Annotated in this window: 23 protein-coding genes; all 23 read right to left on the bottom strand. The window is 65.6% G+C overall.

The window, feature by feature from the left end; all coding sequences use genetic code 11:
* Positions 1–18: 18 nt before the first annotated feature.
* A complete protein-coding gene (locus tag AC27IQ_RS01680) occupies positions 19–978 on the bottom strand; it encodes a phosphoadenosine phosphosulfate reductase domain-containing protein (protein WP_487087726.1) in 960 nt (319 codons plus the stop codon).
* Positions 975–1,589, bottom strand: coding sequence for a transglycosylase SLT domain-containing protein (locus tag AC27IQ_RS01675; RefSeq protein ID WP_487087724.1), 615 nt, complete (start codon positions 1,587–1,589; stop codon positions 975–977). The genes AC27IQ_RS01680 and AC27IQ_RS01675 overlap by 4 nt, the downstream gene beginning before the upstream one ends.
* Positions 1,574–2,305: a TIGR03759 family integrating conjugative element protein gene (locus tag AC27IQ_RS01670; RefSeq protein ID WP_487087722.1), complete on the bottom strand. Its 732-nt coding sequence runs from the start codon at positions 2,303–2,305 to the stop codon at positions 1,574–1,576. Before AC27IQ_RS01670 ends, AC27IQ_RS01675 begins: the two co-directional genes overlap by 16 nt.
* A 9-nt stretch (positions 2,306–2,314) precedes the next feature.
* Positions 2,315–2,959, bottom strand: a complete 645-nt coding sequence (locus tag AC27IQ_RS01665) for a hypothetical protein (RefSeq protein ID WP_487087720.1) — start codon at positions 2,957–2,959, stop codon at positions 2,315–2,317.
* Positions 2,956–3,576: a PFGI-1 class ICE element type IV pilus protein PilL2 gene (gene pilL2, locus AC27IQ_RS01660; protein WP_487087718.1), complete on the bottom strand. Its 621-nt coding sequence runs from the start codon at positions 3,574–3,576 to the stop codon at positions 2,956–2,958. The genes AC27IQ_RS01665 and pilL2 overlap by 4 nt, the downstream gene beginning before the upstream one ends.
* A 161-nt stretch (positions 3,577–3,737) precedes the next feature.
* Positions 3,738–6,017: a DEAD/DEAH box helicase family protein gene (locus AC27IQ_RS01655; protein WP_487087716.1), complete on the bottom strand. Its 2,280-nt coding sequence runs from the start codon at positions 6,015–6,017 to the stop codon at positions 3,738–3,740.
* A gap of 103 nt (positions 6,018–6,120) precedes the next feature.
* Positions 6,121–6,417: a hypothetical protein gene (locus tag AC27IQ_RS01650; RefSeq protein ID WP_487087714.1), complete on the bottom strand. Its 297-nt coding sequence runs from the start codon at positions 6,415–6,417 to the stop codon at positions 6,121–6,123.
* An 86-nt stretch (positions 6,418–6,503) separates the two neighbouring features.
* Positions 6,504–6,830 carry a methyltransferase gene (locus AC27IQ_RS01645; protein ID WP_487087712.1) on the bottom strand — a complete coding sequence of 109 codons (327 nt, stop codon included), beginning with the start codon at positions 6,828–6,830 and terminating at the stop codon, positions 6,504–6,506.
* A gap of 113 nt (positions 6,831–6,943) precedes the next feature.
* On the bottom strand, positions 6,944–8,071 hold the full coding sequence (locus AC27IQ_RS01640) for a DUF6094 domain-containing protein (RefSeq protein ID WP_487087780.1): 1,128 nt from the start codon (positions 8,069–8,071) through the stop codon (positions 6,944–6,946).
* Positions 8,072–8,125: 54 nt separating this feature from the next.
* Positions 8,126–8,776, bottom strand: a complete 651-nt coding sequence (locus AC27IQ_RS01635) for a hypothetical protein (RefSeq protein WP_487087710.1) — start codon at positions 8,774–8,776, stop codon at positions 8,126–8,128.
* 108 nt (positions 8,777–8,884) lie between these two features.
* Positions 8,885–9,493, bottom strand: coding sequence for a DUF3275 family protein (locus AC27IQ_RS01630; RefSeq protein WP_487087708.1), 609 nt, complete (start codon positions 9,491–9,493; stop codon positions 8,885–8,887).
* A gap of 111 nt (positions 9,494–9,604) precedes the next feature.
* Positions 9,605–10,159, bottom strand: a complete 555-nt coding sequence (locus AC27IQ_RS01625) for an STY4534 family ICE replication protein (RefSeq protein WP_487087706.1) — start codon at positions 10,157–10,159, stop codon at positions 9,605–9,607.
* A 397-nt stretch (positions 10,160–10,556) separates the two neighbouring features.
* A complete protein-coding gene (locus tag AC27IQ_RS01620; RefSeq protein WP_487087704.1) occupies positions 10,557–10,931 on the bottom strand; it encodes a DUF3085 domain-containing protein in 375 nt (124 codons plus the stop codon).
* Between the two features lie 84 nt (positions 10,932–11,015).
* Positions 11,016–11,816, bottom strand: coding sequence for a GTPase (locus AC27IQ_RS01615; RefSeq protein ID WP_487087702.1), 801 nt, complete (start codon positions 11,814–11,816; stop codon positions 11,016–11,018).
* Between the two features lie 280 nt (positions 11,817–12,096).
* Entirely contained in the window at positions 12,097–13,113 is a 1,017-nt protein-coding gene (locus AC27IQ_RS01610; RefSeq protein WP_487087700.1) for a hypothetical protein, read from the bottom strand.
* A gap of 129 nt (positions 13,114–13,242) precedes the next feature.
* The gene (locus tag AC27IQ_RS01605) at positions 13,243–13,953 is read right to left on the bottom strand and encodes a DUF5983 family protein (protein WP_487087698.1); all 711 of its coding nucleotides are present in this window, start codon (positions 13,951–13,953) and stop codon (positions 13,243–13,245) included.
* Between the two features lie 98 nt (positions 13,954–14,051).
* Positions 14,052–14,444 carry a hypothetical protein gene (locus AC27IQ_RS01600; RefSeq protein WP_487087696.1) on the bottom strand — a complete coding sequence of 131 codons (393 nt, stop codon included), beginning with the start codon at positions 14,442–14,444 and terminating at the stop codon, positions 14,052–14,054.
* A gap of 27 nt (positions 14,445–14,471) precedes the next feature.
* Positions 14,472–14,723: a hypothetical protein gene (locus AC27IQ_RS01595; RefSeq protein ID WP_487087694.1), complete on the bottom strand. Its 252-nt coding sequence runs from the start codon at positions 14,721–14,723 to the stop codon at positions 14,472–14,474.
* 417 nt (positions 14,724–15,140) lie between these two features.
* Complete coding sequence (locus tag AC27IQ_RS01590; RefSeq protein ID WP_272548379.1) at positions 15,141–15,425, bottom strand: HigA family addiction module antitoxin; 285 nt, start codon at positions 15,423–15,425, stop codon at positions 15,141–15,143.
* 9 nt (positions 15,426–15,434) lie between these two features.
* Positions 15,435–15,713, bottom strand: a complete 279-nt coding sequence (locus AC27IQ_RS01585; RefSeq protein WP_272548378.1) for a type II toxin-antitoxin system RelE/ParE family toxin — start codon at positions 15,711–15,713, stop codon at positions 15,435–15,437.
* 356 nt (positions 15,714–16,069) lie between these two features.
* Positions 16,070–17,635 carry an ATP-binding protein gene (locus AC27IQ_RS01580; protein WP_487087691.1) on the bottom strand — a complete coding sequence of 522 codons (1,566 nt, stop codon included), beginning with the start codon at positions 17,633–17,635 and terminating at the stop codon, positions 16,070–16,072.
* A 326-nt stretch (positions 17,636–17,961) separates the two neighbouring features.
* Entirely contained in the window at positions 17,962–19,440 is a 1,479-nt protein-coding gene (locus AC27IQ_RS01575; protein ID WP_487087689.1) for a DNA cytosine methyltransferase, read from the bottom strand.
* Between the two features lie 546 nt (positions 19,441–19,986).
* Positions 19,987–22,011 carry a DNA topoisomerase III gene (locus AC27IQ_RS01570; protein ID WP_487087687.1) on the bottom strand — a complete coding sequence of 675 codons (2,025 nt, stop codon included), beginning with the start codon at positions 22,009–22,011 and terminating at the stop codon, positions 19,987–19,989.
* Positions 22,012–22,209 lie beyond the last annotated feature (198 nt).

Genomic DNA, 22,209 nt, shown 5'->3' with positions numbered 1-22,209 from the left:
GGAGGCTCCTTGTCGCATTCATGGGTCGCTGCGCTCGCAAAGCGCCAGATCGGATTGGCAACCGCCCCCGCCCTGGTCATCGAAGAACATGTCGTACTGCCGACCGCCACGGCTGGTACGGCTCCACTGCACCACGGTGCGGATGCCGGCGTAGGTGCCCGGCCGCTCCACGTCCATGGGGTCTTTCACGGCGGGAAAAAACGTCGCGGCCCGGCGCTTGTTCGCTGCGGCCACGATGGCCTCCCATCGCTCGATGCGGTCGATGTGAGCTGGAAACCGCTCGGCAATGGATCGAAGCTCGCCCTTGCGGCAGTTGACGCAGGGCATGCAGCCCACACGACCCATGCCGTGGGCGTAGAGCGGGTTGGGCTCCAGCCCGTGTCGGCGGTGCAGCGCCCATACGTCATCGACCGACCAACGGAAAATCGGGCGCCACACCATGCATCCGGTCTCATGGCGGTTCCAGCGCGGTTGCTGGGCCCGGTGGGCGCTCTCCTGTGCGCGGATGCCCAGCCACTGCAGGACCGGGCCGTTGCGCAGCATGGGAAACACCACCTGCACAGTGATGGGCTGCGCTTTCAGCTCGAAGGTGCAGAACTGCGCCATCCGGCTCGGAAACCGTCCTTTGGAGATGCAAAGGTCGAGAAACGGGATGCCGGTGGGCTCATGCAATGCCGCGGCTTCCCGGACGATGTGATCGGCCACGCCCATGCGGGGCCATTCCCGCAGCACGAACGCGCGGTGCCGTGCCATTTGCGCCGTGAAGTCGGCGCGCACGATCTCGATTTCCGGGCCACCCGTGCGCGCGGCGAGTTGCTGGATGAAGGCGTAGGTCCACTCGTGCTCGTTGCCCGTGTCGGCGAACACGGCGCGAAACGCGCGGCCCGATTCGAGCGCCAGCAGGTAGGTGGCAGTGCTGTCCTTGCCACCCGAAACGTTGACCAGATGCTGGATGCGGGAGCCGTGGCGGCGGATCATTGGGGCGTCCTTTCCTGCCATCGCGCGCCGTGGTGCCAGCCCGCCAGGGCCGCTTGGGCTTGGGAGGGACCCAGGACGCGCGCCAGGTGCTGGCCGACGCTTCGGCGGTAGCGGGCGGCTGGCGCACCACCGGCCGGGCGGTGATAGCGGCCCATCGCCATCAGCCAGTCCTCGCCGGGGTCGTATTGCTCGCGCAGGATCTCGGCGGCGATCGCCAGATTGCGGTAGGGGTCGAGCAGATCGCAGGGCCGGTCGTAACGGTGCTTCTGGTAGCCGAGGTTGATCTGCCCCAGGCCCGCGTCCACGCGCGTGGACGGAACCTCACGCAGCGCCCTTTGAAGACCGGCGCAGGCGTCGCCGCGATTGTCGAACCGCCGGGCGTCGCCCGCCACGTTCAGGGTCCAGGGCCAGGGCACCACCCGTCCGCCGCGTTGCCACCCGCTTTCCTGCAGCGCGACCGCGTACAGGACCGCGGAGGGAATGTCGGCGCGCCGGGCGGCGATCTGGTAGGCGGGAGGCGGCATCTCCTGCGCCTGCGCCGCAGCGCTGGCAGCCCCCCAACTGGCGAGCAGGATTGCCATGGCAGCGAGCCGGTTCATTGGCGCTGCCATTGGCCGTCCACCTGCCGCACGACGGCGGGCAGATCGCCCGGCAGTCCCAGCGACAGCCAGCGGCCCGTATCGTGGTTGAGGGTGATCGTGCCGGAGCGGACCTTGCCCGGATCGATGCGGGCCTGGCGGGCCCATTCGCGGATGCGGCCATCCTCGGCCCGGCTTCCGACCATGTAGAGGTCGAAGGGCGTCCCGGCCGATTGCAGTTGCTGCACCAGGGGCAAGCAGGGCGCGCAATCGCCCTTGACGAAAACCGCCAGGCGGGCCGCAGCGCCTGATGTGCCGGGATGGGGGTTGGCACCGGGCAGGCTGACCCGCTGCGCCCCGGGATGCCGGCGCTGCCAGGCGGCATCGTAGGCGCGCTGATAGACCAGCATCTTTTCCACGCGGCGTGCTTCCGCCTCGACCTGCAACTCGGCATAGCGGCGGCGCTCTTCTTCCGAGCGGGCCTCGATGCCGAGCGCCGACAGGGGGTCCAGGTGCGGAGAGTAGGTGCCCAGCGGGCCTTGCATCACCTCCCGAAAACGCGCCCAGTCCTCCACGCCAAGACCCCAGGTGCGGGCCTGCTGCTCCTCGCTGAGCGCGGTGGTGGCAGGTTGCTCCCGGTTGGGCACCACGGGAGAGGACCGCAGGCGGGCATCTTGCGAAAACACCGGCAGCACGCTGCCTGCCGACAGCCCGAGGGCCAACGCGATGCGGGTGGTCCAGTGTTTCATTGCATCCTCCTATGGCATGGCCAGGCGACGGACTTCGCCCTGGTGTTCCCACACCGCCGTGCGGTTTTCGATGGTCTCCAGCCGCCAGCCGGACTCGACGTCACCAGGCCGCAGCACACGGGCCTGCGACGGCGCGGAGGCGTTCTGCGGCAGGATGTTCAGGAAGCGTTCGCCGCCACGCACCTCGCTGCCGATGACCTGGAAAGGTGGCGCGGATGCCTTGGGCCGTGGAGGCGGTGCGCCAGGCGATGGGGGCGGTTGTATCGCCACGCGCGCGCTGGTGTTCAGGCGCTCTTCCAATTGTTCGATGCGGCTTTGCAGCGGTGACAGGTCCGGCGCAGGCGGGCGCTCTGCGATGGCCTGATCGACGTCTGCCAGCCGCTGTGCGATGGCGCTGCGCGCCTCCTCGAAATCGGCCTGCGTCAGTGCAGGTGGCTGCTGTTGGACGCTCTCGATCTGCTGCGCCAGTTCCGCCAGACGGTTTTCCAGGGAGGCGATCTGAGAGGCCCGTGGGCCGGCGCTGGTCCGCTCGGAAAGACGGGACAATGCAACGTGATCGATCACGGCGATCACGCTGGTGAGGACGAGCGCGGTGATGGCGGTGGCGCGCAGGAGCATCGAGCGGCTGGGCGGGCGCAGTGCAGGGAGTTTCATGACCGAGCCCCCTGCCGGGCCGTGGGGACCTTGGCCGACGTGCCGGTGCGGTCGGGTGTTTTCGATGCCTTCTCGCCAGCAGGCGCGGGCGGGGACCCGGCACGGGAAAAGCACACGCTGCGGGCAGCATCGTCCACCCGAAGTTCCCAGGTGGGACCCGCGAGTGTCAGCAGGGCGTCGCGCAGCAGCACAGGTCCCAGCCGGTAGTGCGCGGCCGGCAATGGCAGCGTGTCGAAAGCCGTGACCTCTCCCGCCTGGCACAGTCGATAGCCCGAGTGCAGCAGCACATGGCGCAGGCCATCCCCGACCGTGGCCTGGCGCGCATCGGGCACCGACACCTCGATCACCTGTTGCAGCAAGTCCTTCTGCGCGGATTCCGGGGCAAGCTCGACCAGCGTATAGCGTCCCTGGCGCACCACTGGCACGAAGCCGGGCGGTGGCTTGGGTGCTGGCGTTGCAGCGTGCGATGGGGACCGGGTGTTCAGCGGCGTGGCCGATGTGGCAGATGCAGCGGACGTGTTGGGTGGCGGTGCCTTGGCGCAGCCGCCGATCAGGGCCGCGGCGAGCCACAGGCCGCAGCCTGCGAAGAAACGTGGGGAGGGATGAATGGATCGCATGGTGGCGGTTCTCTGGAACATCGAACCCGCACGATTGCCCAACGGGCCGGGTGGATCAGCAAACAAAAGGCACCGGCCAGCACCCGGTTTGGCAGGGCGAGGGCGCGGTGCCCATAAAAAAAGCCGGCAGCCCCCGGAAGGGCTGCCGGCTTAGGAGCGGATCAAGCGGCAACGAGTTGCCTTGCCAGCGCGACCTCGATCGAGTCGCCGTCCTGGTTCAGCGCATCCAACCCGGATTCCGGCACGTCGCCTGACGTGCTTTGCGAAACCAGGATCTTCCTCGCCATCAATGCCAGGCAAGTCATTTGCGACGTGGCCGCATAGCCCAGGTAAATCACTTTCACCGGCAGGTCCTGGCCGATGCGCCAGGAGCGCCGCGCGGCCTGCTGCAGGGTGTACACGTTCCACCCCGACTGCATGAACACGATCGTGGGGAACTCCAGCAGATCAAGGCCCGTCTTGACCAGCTCGGCGTTGGTGAGAAGCACGTCGATGCCCCGGTCCAACTGCTCGGCGATCCAGTCCTCGCGCCGGGAGGTGTCCACGCTCGCGCGCAGCACCGCGACTTTCAGACCTTCCTGCTCCAGCAGCGACTTGAGCCGGGACGTGGTATCCCGCGTGCCGGTATAGACGGTATAGGCCAGCACCTTGCGATGGGCGGCTTTCTCTGCCTTGCAGATGTCGATCAGTTCGCGCTCTTTCGGCATGACCTGTCGGTCGCTGAACTGCGATGGCGTGCACGCGAGGGTTTCCCGCGTGCGTGGGTGCGTCACGACCTCGGAACGAAAGCATGTGTCCGGCCAGGCCAGCAGCACGTTGAGGACCACCCCCAGCAGCGTCGTGTCGCGTTTTCTCAGCGCCGCCTTCAGTTCGGCCGTCAAGCGGCCCGCGAGTTCGCGGTAAGCGCTTGCCTGGTCGGTCTGCATGGCGACCTCGCGGAACTCCTCCTCGTAGGGCGGCAGGACGTTGCCGCCGATGTCGCGCAACTTGAGGAACACCGTGAACGGCAGGACGCATCGCAGGATGCCCTTGGGTCCGAACCCCGGGGCCTTGACCGTGCGCACCGACACCTTGCTGCCGCGCGCCGTCTTGTGGGACGTGCCCGTGCTCTCGGAATAGATGTCCTTGAGCACGCCATGGTCCCGCATGAAGGCGAGGGCCGCAGATGCCATGCTGCCGGTCTTGGAGGGCCGGTAGCCGTCTTCGATCATGCGTGCGGGCAACGTCCGGAACAGCAGCGCGAACAGGTCGTCCGCGTAGCCGCCCATCAGCGTCCCGGTGAGAAGCAGGGCCTTGCGCGCCTTGGAGGCGAGCACGCCCATGGCCTGACCCTGGGCAGAGCCGGGCGACTTGTACTCATGGCCTTCGTCCACCACCAGAAGGTCGAAGAACCCTTGGGGAAGATAGCGCTTGATGAATTCCGAAGGCTGGTATCCGCCTTCGCCGAAACCGAACTCCATCGAGGCCATCGCGCGTTCCATGCGATGGGCCTGCCGGTCAGAAAACACCAACTGGCCTTTCTCGTCCATCAGGTTGATGAACTCGAACAGGTTGTCACCCAGCAGCGAGACCAGGAACGCCTCGCCGAACGTCTTCATCAGACGCTGCGCCGTGGCTTGCCCGATGGTCGGTATCCGCTTGAGGGCCTTGATGACGGCCGACGACTGGTCGGTGGCGGACAGCGATCGCGGTCGCATCAGCGTCCACAGCGCGGATGCGCAATGGCCGCACTTGCGGCGCGATTCCTCGGCCTGCAGTTCGGCCGTCGAGATGGGTTTGCCATCGAGGTCGGTGATGGCCGTCCCGCAATGGGGGCAGGCCCCCACCGGCCCATTGAGCGTGCGGCGTTGGACGAAGGAGGGCCTCCAGTGAAAGCCCATCCGCATCCTCACCCGCCCCAAGACGAAGAACTCCTGAGCCTGCGCCGGCACGCCGAGCTGCTCGCGCAATTTGAGCAGCTTGACCAGGGTATCGGGGCCGTTGAGCACCCACACCCTGGCACCGGGAACGGTTTCGAGGATTTCGCGGCGCCACTTATAGACCAGGTGGGGCGGCGACAGGACCAGGGTGCGGCGGCAGCCTTCGGCGTTCATGACCGCCGCGGTGGCGATGGCCATGAGCGTCTTGCCGGTGCCCATCTCCGCATTGATGATCGCGGCACGCTCGCCACGGTCCAGCAGCAGCTCGGTCACCGCGTGGACGACCTCGGCCTGTGCGGGAAAGGGAGCGCGTTTGAGGCGCGACAGCGCCATCTGCCGGGCGGGACGGGGTTGCCCCGCATAGACCGGCGGATTCGCGCGATTGAGGGAGTCCAGCAGCTCGTCGCCGAATTCGCCCACGAAGTCGGTGAGGCTGATGGTCAGAGGAGTCGATGGCGTTGCGAACAGGTCGTCCTGCGCGGTGCCATCGGTGAGGGTATCGGTGTCGAGATCGAGGGACATGGTGATGCTCCAAAAGAAAAAGGGCATGCACCGGCCCGCAGGGCGATGGACATGCCCGTTGGGGTGAGAAGGAAATCCGGCGGCTTGTCAGCCACCGAAATGATCAGTATTCGCTGGGCAGCAGCAGCGTGGTGACGCTGCGATCCCATTCGGTGATGATCCAGAGCGTCAGGATCGGTGACAGCTCATAGGATGAAAACAGGCGGTCCTGGCCCGTGCGCAGCGCGGTATCGTTGGATTGCCAGTCGCTGTCGCCGAGATCGCCCCAGTCGGCATTGAGATGCCGGCGAAGGCAAACCAGGGGATCGATGCGGCCCTGCTGGACCAGATCGTTCACGCCTTGGGTCATGACCAGTTGCCCGGCCTGAAACTGCGTGGAAGACAAGAGTGCGAGTGCCATGGTGGCTCCTTTCGAGAGGGCGGGGCCACGGCATCCCCGAAGGGGTGCGTGACCCCTTTGGGTGGTTGGGAAAGATGGAAAGACCGTCAGAGAAGCGGGTTCTCTTCGGGCAGCTGGATGACGGTGAGGCTGCGATCGCCATTGGTGACCACCACCAACGACAGTCGGCGTGTCACCGCATAGCGTGAAGTCAGAAGGCCGCCGGACTGGAATGCGGCGTCGTTGGCACGGCGCCCTTCATCGTCCAGTTCGCCCCAGTCGCCGCGCAGATGGCGGTGCAGGTAGCGATGCGGATCGACAAGTCCCTTGCTGTCGAGCCACTGCACCTTGTCGCTGAGCTTCAGGGTGCCGGTGGAAAACAGAGGGTGGGAAGGCTGCGCTGCGCGCATGCCGGTGAAAAGCCGCAGTGGCATGGTGAACTCCTTTCGGTGGGCAGGGATGAAGGCCGGACGAACGCCCTTTAGCGGGCGGATCGTTCCGGTGAACGAAGGCGGCGATGAGCCGCTTTGGGGAACAGGGAAGAACGTCAGCAGATGGTGAGCACCTCGCCCCTTGTCGGGGAGCCAGGTGTCATGTCCCATGCGCGGATGACGGGGACGAACTTGTCGGTGAGGATGCGTGTCTCGGCGATGGAGCCGTCGTCACGTTCGGTGTATTCCACGGCGGAGGTTTTCTCCTTGTGGGTATCGCCCTTCACCACCATGACCTTGCCGCTGGGTGAGCGCACGACGCCGGAGATGGCGCCTGCGGCCAGGGCCAGGGCCAGATGCCATTGGGACAAGGCGCGTGCTGGAGGCCGCAGCGATTGCTGCGATGCGCCCAGGTGCGTATCCAGAGACGGCCACAGCCCTTGCAGGCGATGGACCTCCCGCGCGAATTGCTCGGGCTCCACGGACACCCTGCAGAAATGTTCCGGCTCGGCTGTCGCCGATGGAACGGTGTATGGCAGGAAAGGCCATTCGAGGGGCAGTTCCTCCGCTGAGACATCGCCCGCGCCGATCTGCAGAAGCCGTTGGCGCGCGGGCCGGGCCGCATCGGCCAACAGATCGCGTTGGCGCACGCGGGTGCCGAAGATCACCACTTGCTTGTACTGCGTCTCCACCGCACGGTAGATGCGCAGCCCGGTGAAATGGCGTGTGAGCCAGCCCACCAGTTCGGCATCGAGCACATGGCTCGGAATGATGAACACCAGCACGCCGCCGTATTGGAGCAGCGGCAGGGACCGTTGATAGAACAGCTTTTCCAGCCGGGCGCGGCCCTGTCCCTGATAGCCGATGTCGCCATCGGCGCTCCTGGACAGATCCCCGTAGGGCGGATTGAGCCACAACAGCCCGAAGCTCTGCCGGCTCACCAGCGTATCCATGAGATCGCTGTGCAGGCAGTGATCGACGAGACCCCTGGCATGGCTGGCGCGCTCGCCATCGAACTCGACGGCATAGGCGGACACCTGGCTCCGGCCCAGGGCATGTGCGGCTTCGGCGATGGCGACGCCTTCGCCCGCACAGGGATCGATGATGCTCATTCGAGCGGGTGCCGGTGCCAGCGCCTTCAGCGCTCGCTCCAGCGTAGGTTCATCCGTCGGGAAATACCCGTTCTTGGCAAAATTCCGGGCGAGCCGGGGGAACATGAGCGCCATGGAAACCTCCTTTGGCAGATGGGGAACAGGCAGAGGGCGAGCGCGGTGCGCGGGCCGGGGAGGATGGGAGATTCAGGCGACACGCCGAAGCGCTTCGCCGCTGGCCAGCTCGTGGCGGGTGGCACCGAGGGTGCCGTTGCGGATCAGATCGCCCAGTCCCTTGGTGAGCGCCGGAACATCGATCGAGAGCCGGTAGCCCTCCAGCGGTCCGAGGGCCATGGGAAGGCGTGAGAGCATGGATTGCGCGAGCAGCATGTCCAGCACGGTGTCGCGCCAGTGGTCGAGCAGCGGCAAGGGGCAGGTGTCCTGCACCAGGGTCCACAGCCGTTGGAATGGCTGATCCGCATCCCGGCGCAGGAGCGCCAGGGCACTGGCGTTGGCCTTGTCGGGCTTCACGCAGCGCTGATCGAACAGCCACAGATTGACCATCGAGCCGAACAGCGTCCGCCGGAACACGCGCGTGGAGCGCTTGTCCAGGCGATCGACGTTGCCGACGAACACGGGAACGGACCCGTTTTCATCGGTCAGGATGTGGAATTGATCCAATCCGTCTTCATCGTGTCCCAGCGTGAGCCGGGCGATGAACTGCTGGATCGCGGTGTCGCGGGCCCACACGGACAGGAAGACGAGGTGGCCGCTTTCGTCCCCGACATAGCCATCGACCATGAGGTCGGGGCATTCGTCGATGCGCAAAAGCGATGAGGAAGAGGGGCGTTCGGGCATGGGTGGCGTCCTTTTGGAAAAGCGGGACAGCCACCGAACCCGTGGGGCAGGTGCTGTCCCAGGGGGTGGATGAATGCGGCGATCCGAAGCGGATGGCCGGGTGTGCGATCAGGTCTTGAGATGCCAGTCCTGCGACATCGGCTGGAACTGGTAGCCCAGGGCATCGAGGCGGTCGCGTTGCTGCCGCATGACACGGCGATCGACGGTCGCATCGAGCTTGACGATCGGGCCCAGAGGCCAGAGCGTTCCGAACAGTGCCGCATCGTCTTCCTCGGCGTTTGCGCCCGAGGACGGTGCATCCGCCGGCTCGCTGCCGAACGGCGTGGTGTCGATCAGCGGGTCCGGACGCTTGCGCGACTTCGGCGTGGCTGTCGCCTTCGGATCGGACTTCGGGGCCTGCGGCTCCTCGTCGATGGGATCGACCTCCTGGGGACCCAGTTGCTGGGCTTCGTCCCGGCTCAGCCGATCGATGTTGGAGACGGTCATCCCGCCCAGATAGGCGCGGATCTCGACGACCAGGCGACCGTTGGCGTAGTAGGTGGCGGGGCGGATCTCCACGAGCGTGAATTCGCCCTCGTACTTGCCTTCGTCGTATTGATCGAGTTCGGCGTTCTTCACGACGAACTCACCGATGGAAGTGGTAAGGCGCCCGACGTTGAAATCGCCGTTGCGCCCGTGGATGGTCTTGATGGCCAGCTGACCGGCAAGAAGGATCATGGAAGGCTCCTGATGAATGGGTCACCCGGCACCACGGCCCCGCAGGGGAACTGCGGTGCCAGAGGGGCGGATGGAATCCAGGCAAGGCCCCGGTGCGAGGGGTCTGGCCGTTCAGAAGGGGCGGTCCTCCTCCGTGGCGGGGGCCTGAGTTCCTGCGGCCTGATCCACCGAAGTGGAGGTTGTCGCAGGCGTTTCGGCTTGCGTCGTTTGAGGGGGCGCTTCTTCCCGAGCCGGCTCCGAGGGCGGTTGCGCGGTGTCCCGTCGGGAATCTTCGGTCTCGGCCTTGTACTTGAGGACCCCGTCGATCTTGATCCAACTGATGAACAGCAGACGGGCCTTGAGGCTGACGCAGGGCTTTCCTGCGTTCTCGCCACTCTTGATGTGGAAGATGTCGCTCCACAGGTCGCCCAGGCGGAATCCGACGAGCACTTTGCGTTTCGCCTTGACGGCGTCATCACAACGGCGAACCAGATGCTGGGCGTCCGATCCGACCACCTTGGTGTCGAAACGCACGTAGGAAATGTCATCGCCGGGGCCGCTGAGCGCCGCGATGTCGCAAGCGAGGAACGCCTCGGCATGCTTGGGTTTGACGTCGCGGATGCGATTGAGGTAGCCCAGGCCCGTGATGTGCAGGTCGAAATACGACTTCGGATTGGAATCGGTCATGGTGAATCTCCAGACTTGAGGACAGGATGGCAGAGACACGCCTGCCCCAAGGGGAGGTGTGATCCCCGTGTGGGTGGTGGGTGGCATCACCGCCGAAACCTTCGGCGGACGTTCGCGCTGGGATGCCGGTGCGAACTGGTGCGATCACACGGCCGAAGCCGTGTCGTAGCCTCAAAGACCATGGCTACCTGGGCATGTCGCTGACCGGGGTCAGCGGGACATGGGGCGATCGTGGCGTTGGCCGGTGCGCTCTGCCACTGGAAAGCGGCACTGGCACGGCTCCCGTTTCTTGGGCGCGTTTTGGCGGCGATGGGGTGGGGCAACTCCAAGCGATGTGCGGGCAACGCTGCATCGGGTTCGCAGCGCAAGAAAAAGCCCTCGGATGAGGGCTTGGGGATCATGGGGTGCAGGGGCGCTCGTCGGCGTCGGCCGTGATGGGCTGCAGCGTGATGTGCGTCGCCGTGGCCGACAAGGCCAGGTCGTCCTGGCTGTTGGCGATGCGCGCGAACACCGTGCTGTCCCTGTCGAAATATTCGGCGAAGTCGTCGCCGCCGAGTTCGGTGCGGGCCCGCTCCCACCACGCATCGAACGGGTCGAGGTCGGGATTGCAGCCGACCGCGAAAGCCAGCAGCTTTCGGTGGCCCTGCGGCGTTTGCTCGCCGTTCTCCGCCAGGAAGTACACACCGTGGTCCTTGACAAGGACGATACGGCATCGATGGGTTGCGGCCTCGGCCAGGATGGGGCGCAGGTCTTCACCTTTGAATCGCAGCATGGGGGTTGTCTCCAGGGGTTGAAAAGAAACCTCCCGCCGCGAGGGCGGGAAGTCGTTTTGGAGGCGGGAATACCGTCCGGTGGATCAATGCCGGGCCCGCTTGCGCGCACCGGGCAGGATGTCCACCTGGATGCGGCGCCAGGCACCGTCGTCGATCAGTCGCTCCAGCGTTTCTCCGAGCGTGTCGAAGAACACCGAGTCCACCCGCTGAACGATTTCTTCATCGCGGTGCAGCTCCACGGCATAGAGGTCATCGGCCCGCTCATAGAGCACCGTGACCCGGCCTTGGAACTTGGCGTTGTCCACGCTGAAACTGATCGCAGGCGGCGTTCGGATAATGTCGGCGGCCAGCGGATCGACCCAGCGGAAATCCCGGGCTCCGGCGTCCACCAGCAAATGCGTGATGCGCCGAAAGCCATCGGGCGCGGGAAGCGCTTCCATTTGATGCACCAGTTCCTGCAGTTGGGGGCAACGGGGTTGCGGGATCGGCAACTTGGCGGGTGCCAATCCGAGGACGTGGGTTTGCACGGTGTAGGGCATGCCGTCGGAAGTGAACTCGGTTCGCTCCTCGGGGGTGTCCGCGCGCAGGCCGTCGAACCGATGGCGTGCATAGGGCCGCACATGCACCTTGATGCCTTCATCCGGCACCTGTGTCACAAGGTGGCGATCCAGTACCGCGAACTCCGCTCGTCCTGTCTTGACGACGATGGCTTTGTCGGTCGTGGCGATCACCGTGCCTTCGAAGGGCTTGGGATCGATGGAAAAGCCCAGTCCAGACGTCTGTGGCTGGTCGTCATGGATGCGGAATTTGAAAGACCGGATGTTGCGAGGGACATGGCCTGCGACCAGGGAGGGCAGTTGAGCACGGATGGCTTGATGATCCATTGGGGAACTCCTTGAGGAAAACCAAGGGTCGCCCTCCCGCAAGGGAGGTGATCCCTTGTGGGTTGAGTGACATGGCGCGGAGCGCCTGGGGACGGTGACAACCCGTGCGGAAACCGCACCGCAGCCTTCAGGGTCTTGGCTGCCTGGGATGCTTGCCGGCAACGCCAGCGAACACGGTGGCAGCTTGGCCGAGGCCACGCGCTTTGGCCCGCCTCAATGCGATCGGAGTTCTGCCCCCAAACACCGCGCCTGGCCTGCCAGCGCGGTGGTCCCGGTCACATCATTGGCGGTCCAGATGCCGGCGTCGGGTTCGCGCCCATGGAAGGGCCAGCGTCGCCCAGGCCCCGTAAAGCGTTGCGGTGGCTCCGATGCACAGCCATTGATCCCATGGCGAGGGCACCGCCAGGCTCAGCAGGTAAGCGGCCAGCAGCAGGGCGCCTGCGGCCCCGATCCAACGCCAGCGGGGCCGGATCATGCCGACGACTGCGAGTTCGCCGAGGCTGGCGTTCGTGAAGTCTTCCCGCGTGGCCTGCGCATGGAGCCGCTGGCGCAGCAGGTCCAGGTCGATCGGTTGATGGTTGTTATCAGGTCGAAGCCGAAGCATCGCCCGTGCGGCGGCGTCCGGTGCGGGCAGATCGGCAGGCCATGCCGCTGGTTGCGCGACCCCGTAGGCGACCAGCAGGCGCTCGGTGAGGTGGGCCAGCGGCAGGGCCTGTGCCCACCGCCGGTCCAGTACGCACCAATGTTCGATCCGATCAACGACCCGCAAGCGGTAGAGCGCCAGCCTGTGGGCATCGGGGTAGTCCAGCGGGGTGATTCTGGCGGGCATGTCGGTGGCACCGCGCGAGCGCAGGAATTGGACCCGGTTCTTGCCTTCATGGGCAAAGAACAATCCCAGCGGCACCACCGCGAAGACGATGGCGAGGTCGGGGTCGCCATCGTGGGAGCGTGCATCGTCCAGCAGATGGCGTGTCAGCTCTTCAGCCGATGGATTGGCTTTATAGGGTTCGCGCCAGCGCCAGGATTCCCCCAGCAGCCGGTCGATCGGAACCCGTGCGCGTTCGCGGTCCTCAGCTTTTGTGTGGTCCAGGAACGGCACGACCGCGTGGACGAACCCCGATACGCTGATGGCCGACGCCGCCGCGTTGGCCAGTTGCGCGGGAAGCAAGGGCGACAGGACCGGCGAGCGGAGGGCGGCATCCAGATCGTCCTTGGCCGAGACCAGCGAGCGAACCGCCTGGTGCAGTGGGGTGTCGTCACGCTGCAAGCGTTGTGCCGGTGGGTAGGGCTGGGACATGGGGCGGGATCGGGCTGTTTTCTTGAAGGGACGGGATGCATCAAGGCGGGGAGCCGGCAGTATGGCGATCCCGATGGCAATCGCAACGCTCCGCCAAAAAAAAAGCCCCGTGAGGGGCTTGGGAAGGTGTCAGGTGTCGTGGACGGCGAGGCCATCGAGGCGGCGCGCATCGGCGTCGAAGACCAGCATGCGCACATCGGCCTGACCGGCAAGATGGAGTACGTCCGCCAGCGAGGGGGGCATGCCTTGTGCGATGTGTTCCTGCCGCAGTTGGTGCGCGCTCAGGCCGAAAATGGAATGCAGGTTGGCATCGGTCCATGGGGTGGCGATCAGTTTGATCCCGATCGCCGGGCTGCCGGGAATGCGAAATGCTGCGATGATCGAATCGCGGGACTCGCGGGAGTCCGCGAGCGCTTCGAGATGCCGGTAGGCCGCCTCGCTGAGGTGCGCGCAGCTGATTTCCCAGCACCGGCTGTACAAGCCGGTCTCGAACGTCAGGCGCCGCATCACCTCGCGCGCCGCTTCCAAAGAGTAGGCATCGCCCACGTGAACGGGTTGGCCGAAGTCGTCGCCGACGACCGAATAGGTCACGAAACGCACGATGCCTTCCAGTGCGGGCCATGCCCGCTCCACGTCGGTCGTGTTGCCCTGCAAGACGATGGCGAAATCGCGGCCCACACGACAGCGGGATTGAATGACCTGCTCATCGGTCAGATGCACCTGGCTGGGATGAAGGGGTCTCCAAAGGGGAGGATGGTCATCGCTGCAAGTAATGCACAGGATGCGGCTGACGCGCAGGTTCTGGTAACCGCGCAGGAAGGGATTGTCTTGGGGGGCCATGGTTGCTCCTTTTGAAGAAAAAAGACGAGGACACGGCCCCATCCGGGACGCGTGTCCCGAAGGGATGAAGATGAAAGGAAGGATGGCGGCGCGGTGGCTCACCAGCCGGAGTAGTTCAGCGCCAGGTCGGTGATGACCTTGCGCCGCTCCAGATCGAGGCCGCCCAGGTCGGCAAAGCCCAGAAAGCCGGAGCGCTTGAGCATCGCACCGCCCTCACGGGCGTTGAAGAAGCTCACCATCGCGGAGAGGAAAATCTTCTCGCCGCCGCTGAGGACGCCAAGGGCGTCGTTGACCACCAACAACCGGGGCTTCAAGTCCCATTTGCTGTGAGCGCGCAACCATCCTTCATGGGTGCCATCGCCGAACCATTCTGTGCCCGCGATCTGTGCGCCACGCTTCCAGGCCCGAAAAAATGCCTCGGGAGCCTGGATGAAGTGGGCATCCTCCAGTGAGATGTAATCGGTGGCATCGGTAGCCAGTGGCAAGGACATCGAAATTCTCCTGTGGTCGGGGAAGGTTCATTGATGGGTGCGCTGTTGCCAGCGGCCCGACTTGAGGGCCGCCGTGGCCGCGTCGTAGGACCGGAAGTACCCGGACGACTCTATGGACACGTTGCCGTCCGCATCGCCCGTGCCGATGTAGTGGCCGGCGGCGCTGTGGCGCACCTCCAGTGGGAGGCGCTTGTTCACATAGGTCAAAGCCAGATACCCGATGGACTGGGCTTTGGCCTGGGCGATGCTCAAGGTCTGGTCGAGCAATGCTTGGGACATGGGTTTCTCCTTGAAAGAGCGGAAAGCGCCACGTCCCTGCGGGCGTGAAACTTCCGCGGGGGGTGGAACAAAGCATCTGCGCCGGGGCGGCGCTCGTCCGCAGGACGATGCGGGGCGGACTGGAGGGTCTGGGTGGCAGAGCCACCGAGCAGCCTTGAAGATTCGAACTGCCTGGGCATGGCACCGACGACGGTCGGCAACGCATGCGGCAATGTGCGGCGGGGCGCATCGAATCGCGACGGGCAATGGGAAACGGCGGCACACCGTTTTCTGGCGTGGTGCCGGGGTGCATCACGCGAGCCCTTCGGTGCCCCCGGTTCATGGGCTGATTTCCCGGTTCGCCAAAAAACCAGGTCGAAAAAAAAGCCCCGCGATGGCGGGGCTAAGGGGGGGAGGGATATTGGGTGTGTCGAGGGCTTAGGCGAACCGCAGGCGCAGGATGGGAGGGTGCTCCCGGTGTTCCGCTTGCCAAAGATCGTAGGCCGCCTGTTCGGCCAGATACTGGCGTGCGCTGCCGAGGCCGGCGAGTTCGAGGCGGTGGGCCAGGTCGGCGGAAATCGCCGCGTGCCCGTTCAGGACCGTGGACAGTTGGCCGCGCGAGTAGCCGATGTGCCGGGCCAGCGCCGAAACGCTCATTTTGATGGCCGGCATCACGTCTTCGCGCAGGGCTTCTCCCGGATGGGGAGGGTTGTGCATGGGCATCAGGGCCTCCTAGTGATAATCAAGATAATCGACGAGCTCCACATCGGAGTCGATGAAACGGAAAACGACGCGCCAGTTGCCCGACACGTTGACCGCCCAGAAGCCGTTGAGCCTCCCTTTCAAGGGATGCAGCCGGTTGCCGGGGCGATCCATATCGTTGGGAGCGCGAGCGACTTCCAGGGAGGCGAGCAGGCGTTGCAGGCGTTGGACGTGATCGGCGCGAACACCGGACGCATCACCACGCTGGTACAAGATCCGCAGTCCCTTGTGCTGGAAACTCCGGATCATGATGCACGGAGTGTAAGGCTTGGCCTTACGGTTTTCAAGTGCGAAAAGATCGAACGCATGGAAATCTCCTGTTCATGAAAACGGGCCCGCAAGGGGCCTGGCAGATGAAAAGCATCGACACCTGAGAGGTGTTCGTCCGCGGAGGCGATGCGAGAGCGGACAGGTTCGGTCGGAGCGTGGAAACCGCGGCGCAGTCTGGGAGACCGGAACTGCTGGCATGGGCTGAAAGCATCAGCGACACATGGGTGCAGCATGGGCATGCGGCGCGTCCCCGTCCCACTGGAATGCGAACAGGGTCCGTACCCGTTTCAGGCAAGAAGAACGCCCCCGAAGGGGCGTTGTGAAAAAAGGCCGGATCAGGCGTCGATCGCCTGCAGCCGTCCATCGGGACCGAACCGCAGATGCACCGTTGCTCCGGCCAAGCCAGGATTGGGTTGGTATCGCAGCGATGGCGGTAGTACGGCGTTGACGATCCGGGCGGGGCCTTGTGTGCTGCCTGCCGCGATGAACGCGAGAATGGTCTGCGCGTCGGTTGCTTCGGCCGCTTCGTCGTGGTGCCCATCGAAAACATAGTCGGACACCAGTCGGGTGACCGGGCCGGCCTGTTCCGTCAGGACCAGCTTGCCGTCCTTGCGCACGGCGTTGACCGCATACGGCTCGGGCTCGCCGTTGAGGCGGACATTCAGCGCACGGACCAGCACCAGCTCGATCTCGTCCTCGTAGAGCGTGGCCTGGATGTCTTCGTGCAGGACCGCGTCCTGATAGACCCGAACCTGCTCGGAGGAGATCGACCTGATCCGCTGGAACAACCAGTGCCCCGCATCGAGGCGGCGTTCTTCCAGCAAAAGACCTCCACGGGCGCAGACATAGACTTCGGCGGCGTGGTCCTCGTCGCCCTCGGGATGAATGCGCCAGACGCCTTCCGTGTCCAGACTGTCCAGGTGCGCAAGACCGCTGAGGTGCTTGCTCTGCCCGAAGCGTTGGTAGCCCGGCGGATGGGCGTCCCAGTCACGAAACCATGCCCGAGGGGCAAAGGGAACGTCATTGAGAAGATCGGCATGGGACGAGGCCAGACACGCCTCCCAATGCAGGACGACGAACTCGCTTTCGGAAAGCCGCTTCTTGGCTTCGATCAGCGCCGCCCGATAGGCCGGGTCGATCGTTGCCTGGATGCACCCATGGTCGTTTCCTTCACCGCAAGGGTGCCACGGATCGGGAGGACGGATGGTCGATCCATCGTGCAAAAGCACGGCCTGGTAGCGAGGGGTGGACGGCGCAGGGCCGATGGGCAAGCCGTTGCGAAAGCACTGCCATTCGTGCGGCGGGGCGTCCAGATCGAGAAGCACACGGCCGATCGGCGTTTCACGCCAGGCCAGCGATGGATGGGCCAGAGGCCGTGGTATCTCCACGCCGTTGAAGATCACGCGAACCGGAAACGCCTGGCACAAATGCCTCAGATGAGACCGCACCCATTGCGGCAGATCCATGTCCGGGCGGGGAGACTCCACCCCATCGAGGCGAAACTCGTTGCCGATCCGGGGAGCGGCGGCATGAACGGCAATCGGTTCGCCCCGGATGATGGCGTCCGTCGGCGTGCTGAACCCTTGCTGGCCGCAATGGACCGACAAATGCGTGGCGAAATACAGCGCGGACAACACGCCCGTGAGGGAAGCATTGCTGCGTTCCCGCACTTCGCGTTCGCCGATGGGATCGGGCAGATCGAGCAGCGCTTGCATGTCTTCGATGCTTTTGCCGTCGTCGCAGAGGGTGATCGAGGCGTTGTCGGCCACGATGCGGATGAGGCCGGCACCCGCGCTCCGCGCGGTCTGGAGCAAAGCGCCGAGGTCCGATGCCTGATGGAGTTGCTGGCGCAGGGCCGCGATGAGGAAATCCTGATGGTTGTGAAGACGAATGGTGCCCATGGGGCCTCCTGATGGTGGGTGCGCAGCGACGGCGCAGGGATGGGTGGGGTTGCGCAGCGCGCGGGGCGGTGACCGAACAGGTCGCGCGCCCGGCATGGCTTTGGTAAGCAGGCGCTGCGCGAGGACGAAATGCATCGACGCCGAAAGGGCGTGCGTCCGCGGTCGTGATGCGGTGCGGACTGGATGGGTTCCGTGGAAAATCCACGTCGCAGCCTTGAGAACCCGGGCTGCTGGCATGTCGCTGAGGTCATCAGCCGACGCGCGCCGGCACCTTGGCCATCGCCGCCCCTGCCGTCATTCGACAAACGGTGCCAGTAGGCAGCCCTTTAGATTGGCAAGGCTTCGTGGAGTCGCTGGCCCAGCCATGCCATGCAGGGCACGGCCATGGAGTTCCCGATGGCCTTGTAGCGCGGTGCATCCGCAGCCGGTTTGCCCCGGTACGGCACCAGCGTGTAGTCGTCGGGCAGCCCCTGCAGCCGCTCGCACTCGATCGGCATGAGGCGGCGCACGCGCCATGACGACCAGTCCAGCCAGCCACCTTCGGGCGGCTCCAGCGTGCACTGGAAATACGCCTCGATGTTCGGCATCACGACGTGGCCGAGGTCGCCTCCACCGCGGCTGGAGCGCAAGGTCGGAAACAGGTCACTCCCCAAGTCGGCGATGGCACCCGCCGTGTGTCCGGCTGGAATCGTGATGCTGGCGATCACGGGCCGGCCCTGGCCCGGAACGCCGCCGCCGGTCGAGAGCGTGCCCGCGATCTGGCCATGTCCCGATTCCAGCCGCACCTCGCTGCGGCTGTTTTGCGCAAACGCCAGGGCTTGCGGCGCACAGGCGACCACGATGGGAACGCCTTTGCCCGTTCCGTCTTCGCCGCAGCCCTTGCCCCGGTTGGCCGTATCGAGCGTGTGGCTGATGCTGCCGGCCACGGATTGCGCCGCGAAGGTTTCCACCTCGAAATCGCATTTGTGGCCGCGGGCGGTCAGGCATGCCGCCTTGTCGATCGTGCCCCGCAGATGTCCGCCACCGAAGCAGACGGTCACCGATACCTTGCCATAGGCGCTGTTCAGTTCGTGGTCGAATCGGCCTGCGCCTTCAGCACCCATTTCAGCAGCGGTGGCAGATTCTTGCCGCGCCGGTCTGCCCGGCGAAGGATGCCCAGGCAGGCCACCGGACTCAAAAAGTACCGCGGCGGGATCGAACCCGGTACGACCACTTGCGACAAGAAACACGCGCTTGCGGCGTTGGGCCACGCCGAAATATTGTGCGTCGAGCACCCGCCACACGATGCGGCGGCGGGGTCCAGACACACAACCTGCGTGCGTCCATCGGCCCCCTGCCGGCTGCAGCGGGCAGCTCTCGCCGGCCAAGGCGCCCAGAAGGCATCCGAAGGCATTGGAACGGTCGGACAGGACGCCGGGGACGTTTTCCCAGACGATGACCGCGGGTTGCCGGCGTTGCGCCTGGCGGGCTTGGTCGATGGCATTGGCGAGCTCCGTGTATTTGAGGGTGAGGGCGCCGCGCGGGTCCGCGAGGCCTTGGCGTGATCCTGCGATGCTGAATGCCTGGCATGGCGTGCCGCCGACGAGGATGTCGGGGGCCGCAACGGTGCCCGCCAGCACCCGGGCGGCGATCTGCGCCATGTCCCCGAGGTTGGGAACGCCAGGGTGCCGGTGCGCCAGAACGGCCATCGGGAACGGATCGATCTCCGAGAACCAGGCGGGGTGCCAGCCGAGCGGTTGCCATGCGAGGCTTGCCGCCTCGATGCCGCTGCACACGCTGCCGTATTCGATGGGGGGATGTGTCATGGGGTGGTCTCCTTGAGTGGGCACAGCGATTGCGCCGCTGGTACGGCGGTCCCGTGCACTGCTTGCGGTCGGGATCGAGGCGACAGAGGTGCCGCGGGCAGGGCGCCCGCGGCGAGAGAACAAGAAGCCACCCGTGGGCTGCTGCAGGGCGTGGCCATCGGTAGAGCCTGCCGTTGCCTCAGCGATCGCACCCGACCCGTTTCGTGGCTGGGGTCGGAACCGTTCGGCGCACATCCGCGCACAAAGGGAGCCCGTTTTTTTTCGCCGGCGGGCACCGGCATCGAACACCGTCGATCCCGAAGGGTCTCCTGGCACCTCATGCGCGAGGTGCCAGGAGACCCTTCGGGTGCAACGTAGAGAAAGCGGAACAGAGGTCCGCGGGGAGCGGGGTCGATAAAGACGCCTTCCTCTCACCCGGCCACACGAACGGCCGGGGAGGCACATGCCATTGCAGAAGGCGAGGGCATGTTTGGTGTGCCCCGCCAGTGATGCGGGGCCACGCCCAACGGCCGCAGGGAACGCGGGCCGGGGCACGACGTGACTGGTTCAGGACGCTTTGGAACGGGGCCCGCGCTGGCGCGGGGCAGAGGGCTTGCCGCCGGGCGAACCCAGCGCTGCCGTGCCTTTGCATTCGGGATACCGGCTGCAGGACCAGAATGCACCGGACTTGCCGTTGCGTTGCCGCGTGGGACTGCCGCAGAGAGGACAGGCGGGACCTTGGGGTACGGGGAGGGACAGGCTCGCGCTGCGGTACTGCTCCACCAGTTGCGCCACCCAGGCCGATTGCCGGTCGATGAAGGCGTCCAGGGTCAGTTGCCCCGTCTCGATCATGTCCAGCGCCTGCTCCCAGACCGCGGTGGTGCCGGGATCGGCGATGGCCGAGGGCACGGCATCGATCAGTGTGAAAGCAGCATCGGATGCGCGGATGGAACGGCCCTTCTTGAGGAGATAGTTTCGGCCGAGCAGGCCGTTGATGATGCTGGCACGGGTTGCTTCGGTGCCGATTCCCGTGGTCTCTTTCAGCTTCTGCCTGAGGCGCGGATCGGTCACCAGCTTGGCAACCCCTTTCATCGCCTTGACCAGTTCGCCCTGCGTGTAGGGCTTGGGAGGCAGCGTCTTGAGCGCCTTCACATCGACCTGTTCGATGCTGCAACGGCTTGCCTGCGCGAGCGGTGGCAAGACCTGGCTGCGCGGTCCCTGTGAATCGTCCGCGTCCTCGGCCCCGTTCGCCGCATGGCCGGGCAGCGCGATCCGCCAGCCGGGAACGACGATCTGTTTGCCGGTCGCCTGCAAGGATTGGCTGCCTGCGGACAACCGGGCGGTCGTCCTGTCGAATTCGTGGTGGGGCAGGAACTGCGCCAGGAAATGGGAGCGGATCAGGCCATAGACCGCGCGTTCCTTGTCCGACATGGCGGCAAGTTTCGCTGGCTCCAACGTGGGAATGATGCCGTGGTGGGCCGTGACCTTGCTGTCGTTCCATGCGCGTGAGCGCTGGGTGCGGTCGAGGCGTTCGATCAATGGCCGCAGGCCGGGATCGGTCGCCAGCACCGCGTCGAGTACCGCCGGAACTTCCGGGAGCATGCTCTCTGGAAGGTAGCCGGAATCGGAGCGGGGATAGGTGGTGGCCTTGTGCGTTTCGTACAGAGCCTGTGCGATGTCCAGCGTGTCCTGCACGTCCAGGCCCAACTGGCGCGAGCAGACCTCCTGAAGTGTTCCCAGGTCGAACGGCAGCGGTGGCGCTTCGCTCACTCGCTCGGTCTCCAGCGAGACCACCAGCGCCCCACGGTCCTGCCGGATGCGGTCGGCGGCTTCCCTGGCCAAGGATGGCCGCAGGCACCGTCCCGCAGCATCGGTACTGCCATCGGGCGGCACCCAGTGCGCGGCGAACGACTGGCCGGCATGCGACAGTTGGACTTCGACGGCCCAGTAGGGCACGGAAACGAAACCCGCGATCTCGCGATCCCGGTCCACCACCAGGCGCAACGTCGGCGTTTGAACGCGGCCGACCGACAGCACGCCCTGGTAGCCGGCTTGTTGGCCGAGCAGGGTGAACAGGCGGCTCAAATTCATTCCGATCAGCCAGTCCGCACGCGATCGCGCCAGGGCCGCATGGTACAGCGGCAGCGTTTCGCCAGAGGGCTTGAGCGCGCCCAGTGCCTTGCGGATGGATGCGTCATTCAGGGCCGACAGCCACAGCCTCTGGATGGGACCCCGGTAGCCGCACAGATCGATGATTTCGCGAGCGATCATCTCGCCCTCCCGGTCGGCGTCCGTGGCAATGACCAGATCGGTGGCCCGAGCGATCAATTGCTGGACCGCCTTGTATTGCTTGGCCGTGGAGGCCTTGACCTCGCTGCGCCAGCGCGTTGGAACGATCGGAAGTTGCTCGATGGACCAGCGTTTGTACTGATCGCCGTAGGCTTCGGGCGGTGCTGCCTCCAGCAGATGGCCGATGCACCAGGTCACGGTGTCGCGGGGACCGATGTAGCAGCCATCGCCGCGCCGGGTGGCACCCAGTACCCGGGCAATGTCCTTGGCCTGCGAGTGCTTTTCGCAAAGATACAAAGCCATGGAGCCTCCCCGGAAATGGCGTGGCGTTCGTTGAATAGGACACCAGCATGTCCACACTGGCTGCCGTTGACAGCAAAGAAGCGGAAGCCGATAGCGCCCCGCTTGTTGGGCGGCTGCGGCAGGGGGAGCGGGTTGGGTTCGCCGATGGTCGGATAGACAAGCTGGCGCATCTGTCTGGACGACCGCCGCTGGCGCAGG

It is taken from the genome of Acidovorax sp. KPB24-07 (genome assembly GCF_057543315.1).
The sequence above is the reverse complement of the archived record's forward strand: the minus strand, read 5'-3'. Positions and strand labels throughout refer to the sequence as shown.

What these genes read in the sequence shown, in the direction of transcription:
- AC27IQ_RS01680 (WP_487087726.1), bottom strand. Translation starts at nt 978, where the DNA reads ATGATCCGCCGCCACGGCTCCCGCATCCAGCATCTGGTCAACGTTTCG.
- AC27IQ_RS01675 (WP_487087724.1), bottom strand. Translation starts at nt 1,589, where the DNA reads ATGGCAGCGCCAATGAACCGGCTCGCTGCCATGGCAATCCTGCTCGCC.
- AC27IQ_RS01670 (WP_487087722.1), bottom strand. Translation starts at nt 2,305, where the DNA reads ATGAAACACTGGACCACCCGCATCGCGTTGGCCCTCGGGCTGTCGGCA.
- AC27IQ_RS01665 (WP_487087720.1), bottom strand. Translation starts at nt 2,959, where the DNA reads ATGAAACTCCCTGCACTGCGCCCGCCCAGCCGCTCGATGCTCCTGCGC.
- pilL2 (WP_487087718.1), bottom strand. Translation starts at nt 3,576, where the DNA reads ATGCGATCCATTCATCCCTCCCCACGTTTCTTCGCAGGCTGCGGCCTG.
- AC27IQ_RS01655 (WP_487087716.1), bottom strand. Translation starts at nt 6,017, where the DNA reads ATGTCCCTCGATCTCGACACCGATACCCTCACCGATGGCACCGCGCAG.
- AC27IQ_RS01650 (WP_487087714.1), bottom strand. Translation starts at nt 6,417, where the DNA reads ATGGCACTCGCACTCTTGTCTTCCACGCAGTTTCAGGCCGGGCAACTG.
- AC27IQ_RS01645 (WP_487087712.1), bottom strand. Translation starts at nt 6,830, where the DNA reads ATGCCACTGCGGCTTTTCACCGGCATGCGCGCAGCGCAGCCTTCCCAC.
- AC27IQ_RS01635 (WP_487087710.1), bottom strand. Translation starts at nt 8,776, where the DNA reads ATGCCCGAACGCCCCTCTTCCTCATCGCTTTTGCGCATCGACGAATGC.
- AC27IQ_RS01630 (WP_487087708.1), bottom strand. Translation starts at nt 9,493, where the DNA reads ATGATCCTTCTTGCCGGTCAGCTGGCCATCAAGACCATCCACGGGCGC.
- AC27IQ_RS01625 (WP_487087706.1), bottom strand. Translation starts at nt 10,159, where the DNA reads ATGACCGATTCCAATCCGAAGTCGTATTTCGACCTGCACATCACGGGC.
- AC27IQ_RS01620 (WP_487087704.1), bottom strand. Translation starts at nt 10,931, where the DNA reads ATGCTGCGATTCAAAGGTGAAGACCTGCGCCCCATCCTGGCCGAGGCC.
- AC27IQ_RS01615 (WP_487087702.1), bottom strand. Translation starts at nt 11,816, where the DNA reads ATGGATCATCAAGCCATCCGTGCTCAACTGCCCTCCCTGGTCGCAGGC.
- AC27IQ_RS01610 (WP_487087700.1), bottom strand. Translation starts at nt 13,113, where the DNA reads ATGTCCCAGCCCTACCCACCGGCACAACGCTTGCAGCGTGACGACACC.
- AC27IQ_RS01605 (WP_487087698.1), bottom strand. Translation starts at nt 13,953, where the DNA reads ATGGCCCCCCAAGACAATCCCTTCCTGCGCGGTTACCAGAACCTGCGC.
- AC27IQ_RS01600 (WP_487087696.1), bottom strand. Translation starts at nt 14,444, where the DNA reads ATGTCCTTGCCACTGGCTACCGATGCCACCGATTACATCTCACTGGAG.
- AC27IQ_RS01595 (WP_487087694.1), bottom strand. Translation starts at nt 14,723, where the DNA reads ATGTCCCAAGCATTGCTCGACCAGACCTTGAGCATCGCCCAGGCCAAA.
- AC27IQ_RS01590 (WP_272548379.1), bottom strand. Translation starts at nt 15,425, where the DNA reads ATGCCCATGCACAACCCTCCCCATCCGGGAGAAGCCCTGCGCGAAGAC.
- AC27IQ_RS01585 (WP_272548378.1), bottom strand. Translation starts at nt 15,713, where the DNA reads ATGATCCGGAGTTTCCAGCACAAGGGACTGCGGATCTTGTACCAGCGT.
- AC27IQ_RS01580 (WP_487087691.1), bottom strand. Translation starts at nt 17,635, where the DNA reads ATGGGCACCATTCGTCTTCACAACCATCAGGATTTCCTCATCGCGGCC.
- AC27IQ_RS01575 (WP_487087689.1), bottom strand. Translation starts at nt 19,440, where the DNA reads ATGACACATCCCCCCATCGAATACGGCAGCGTGTGCAGCGGCATCGAG.
- AC27IQ_RS01570 (WP_487087687.1), bottom strand. Translation starts at nt 22,011, where the DNA reads ATGGCTTTGTATCTTTGCGAAAAGCACTCGCAGGCCAAGGACATTGCC.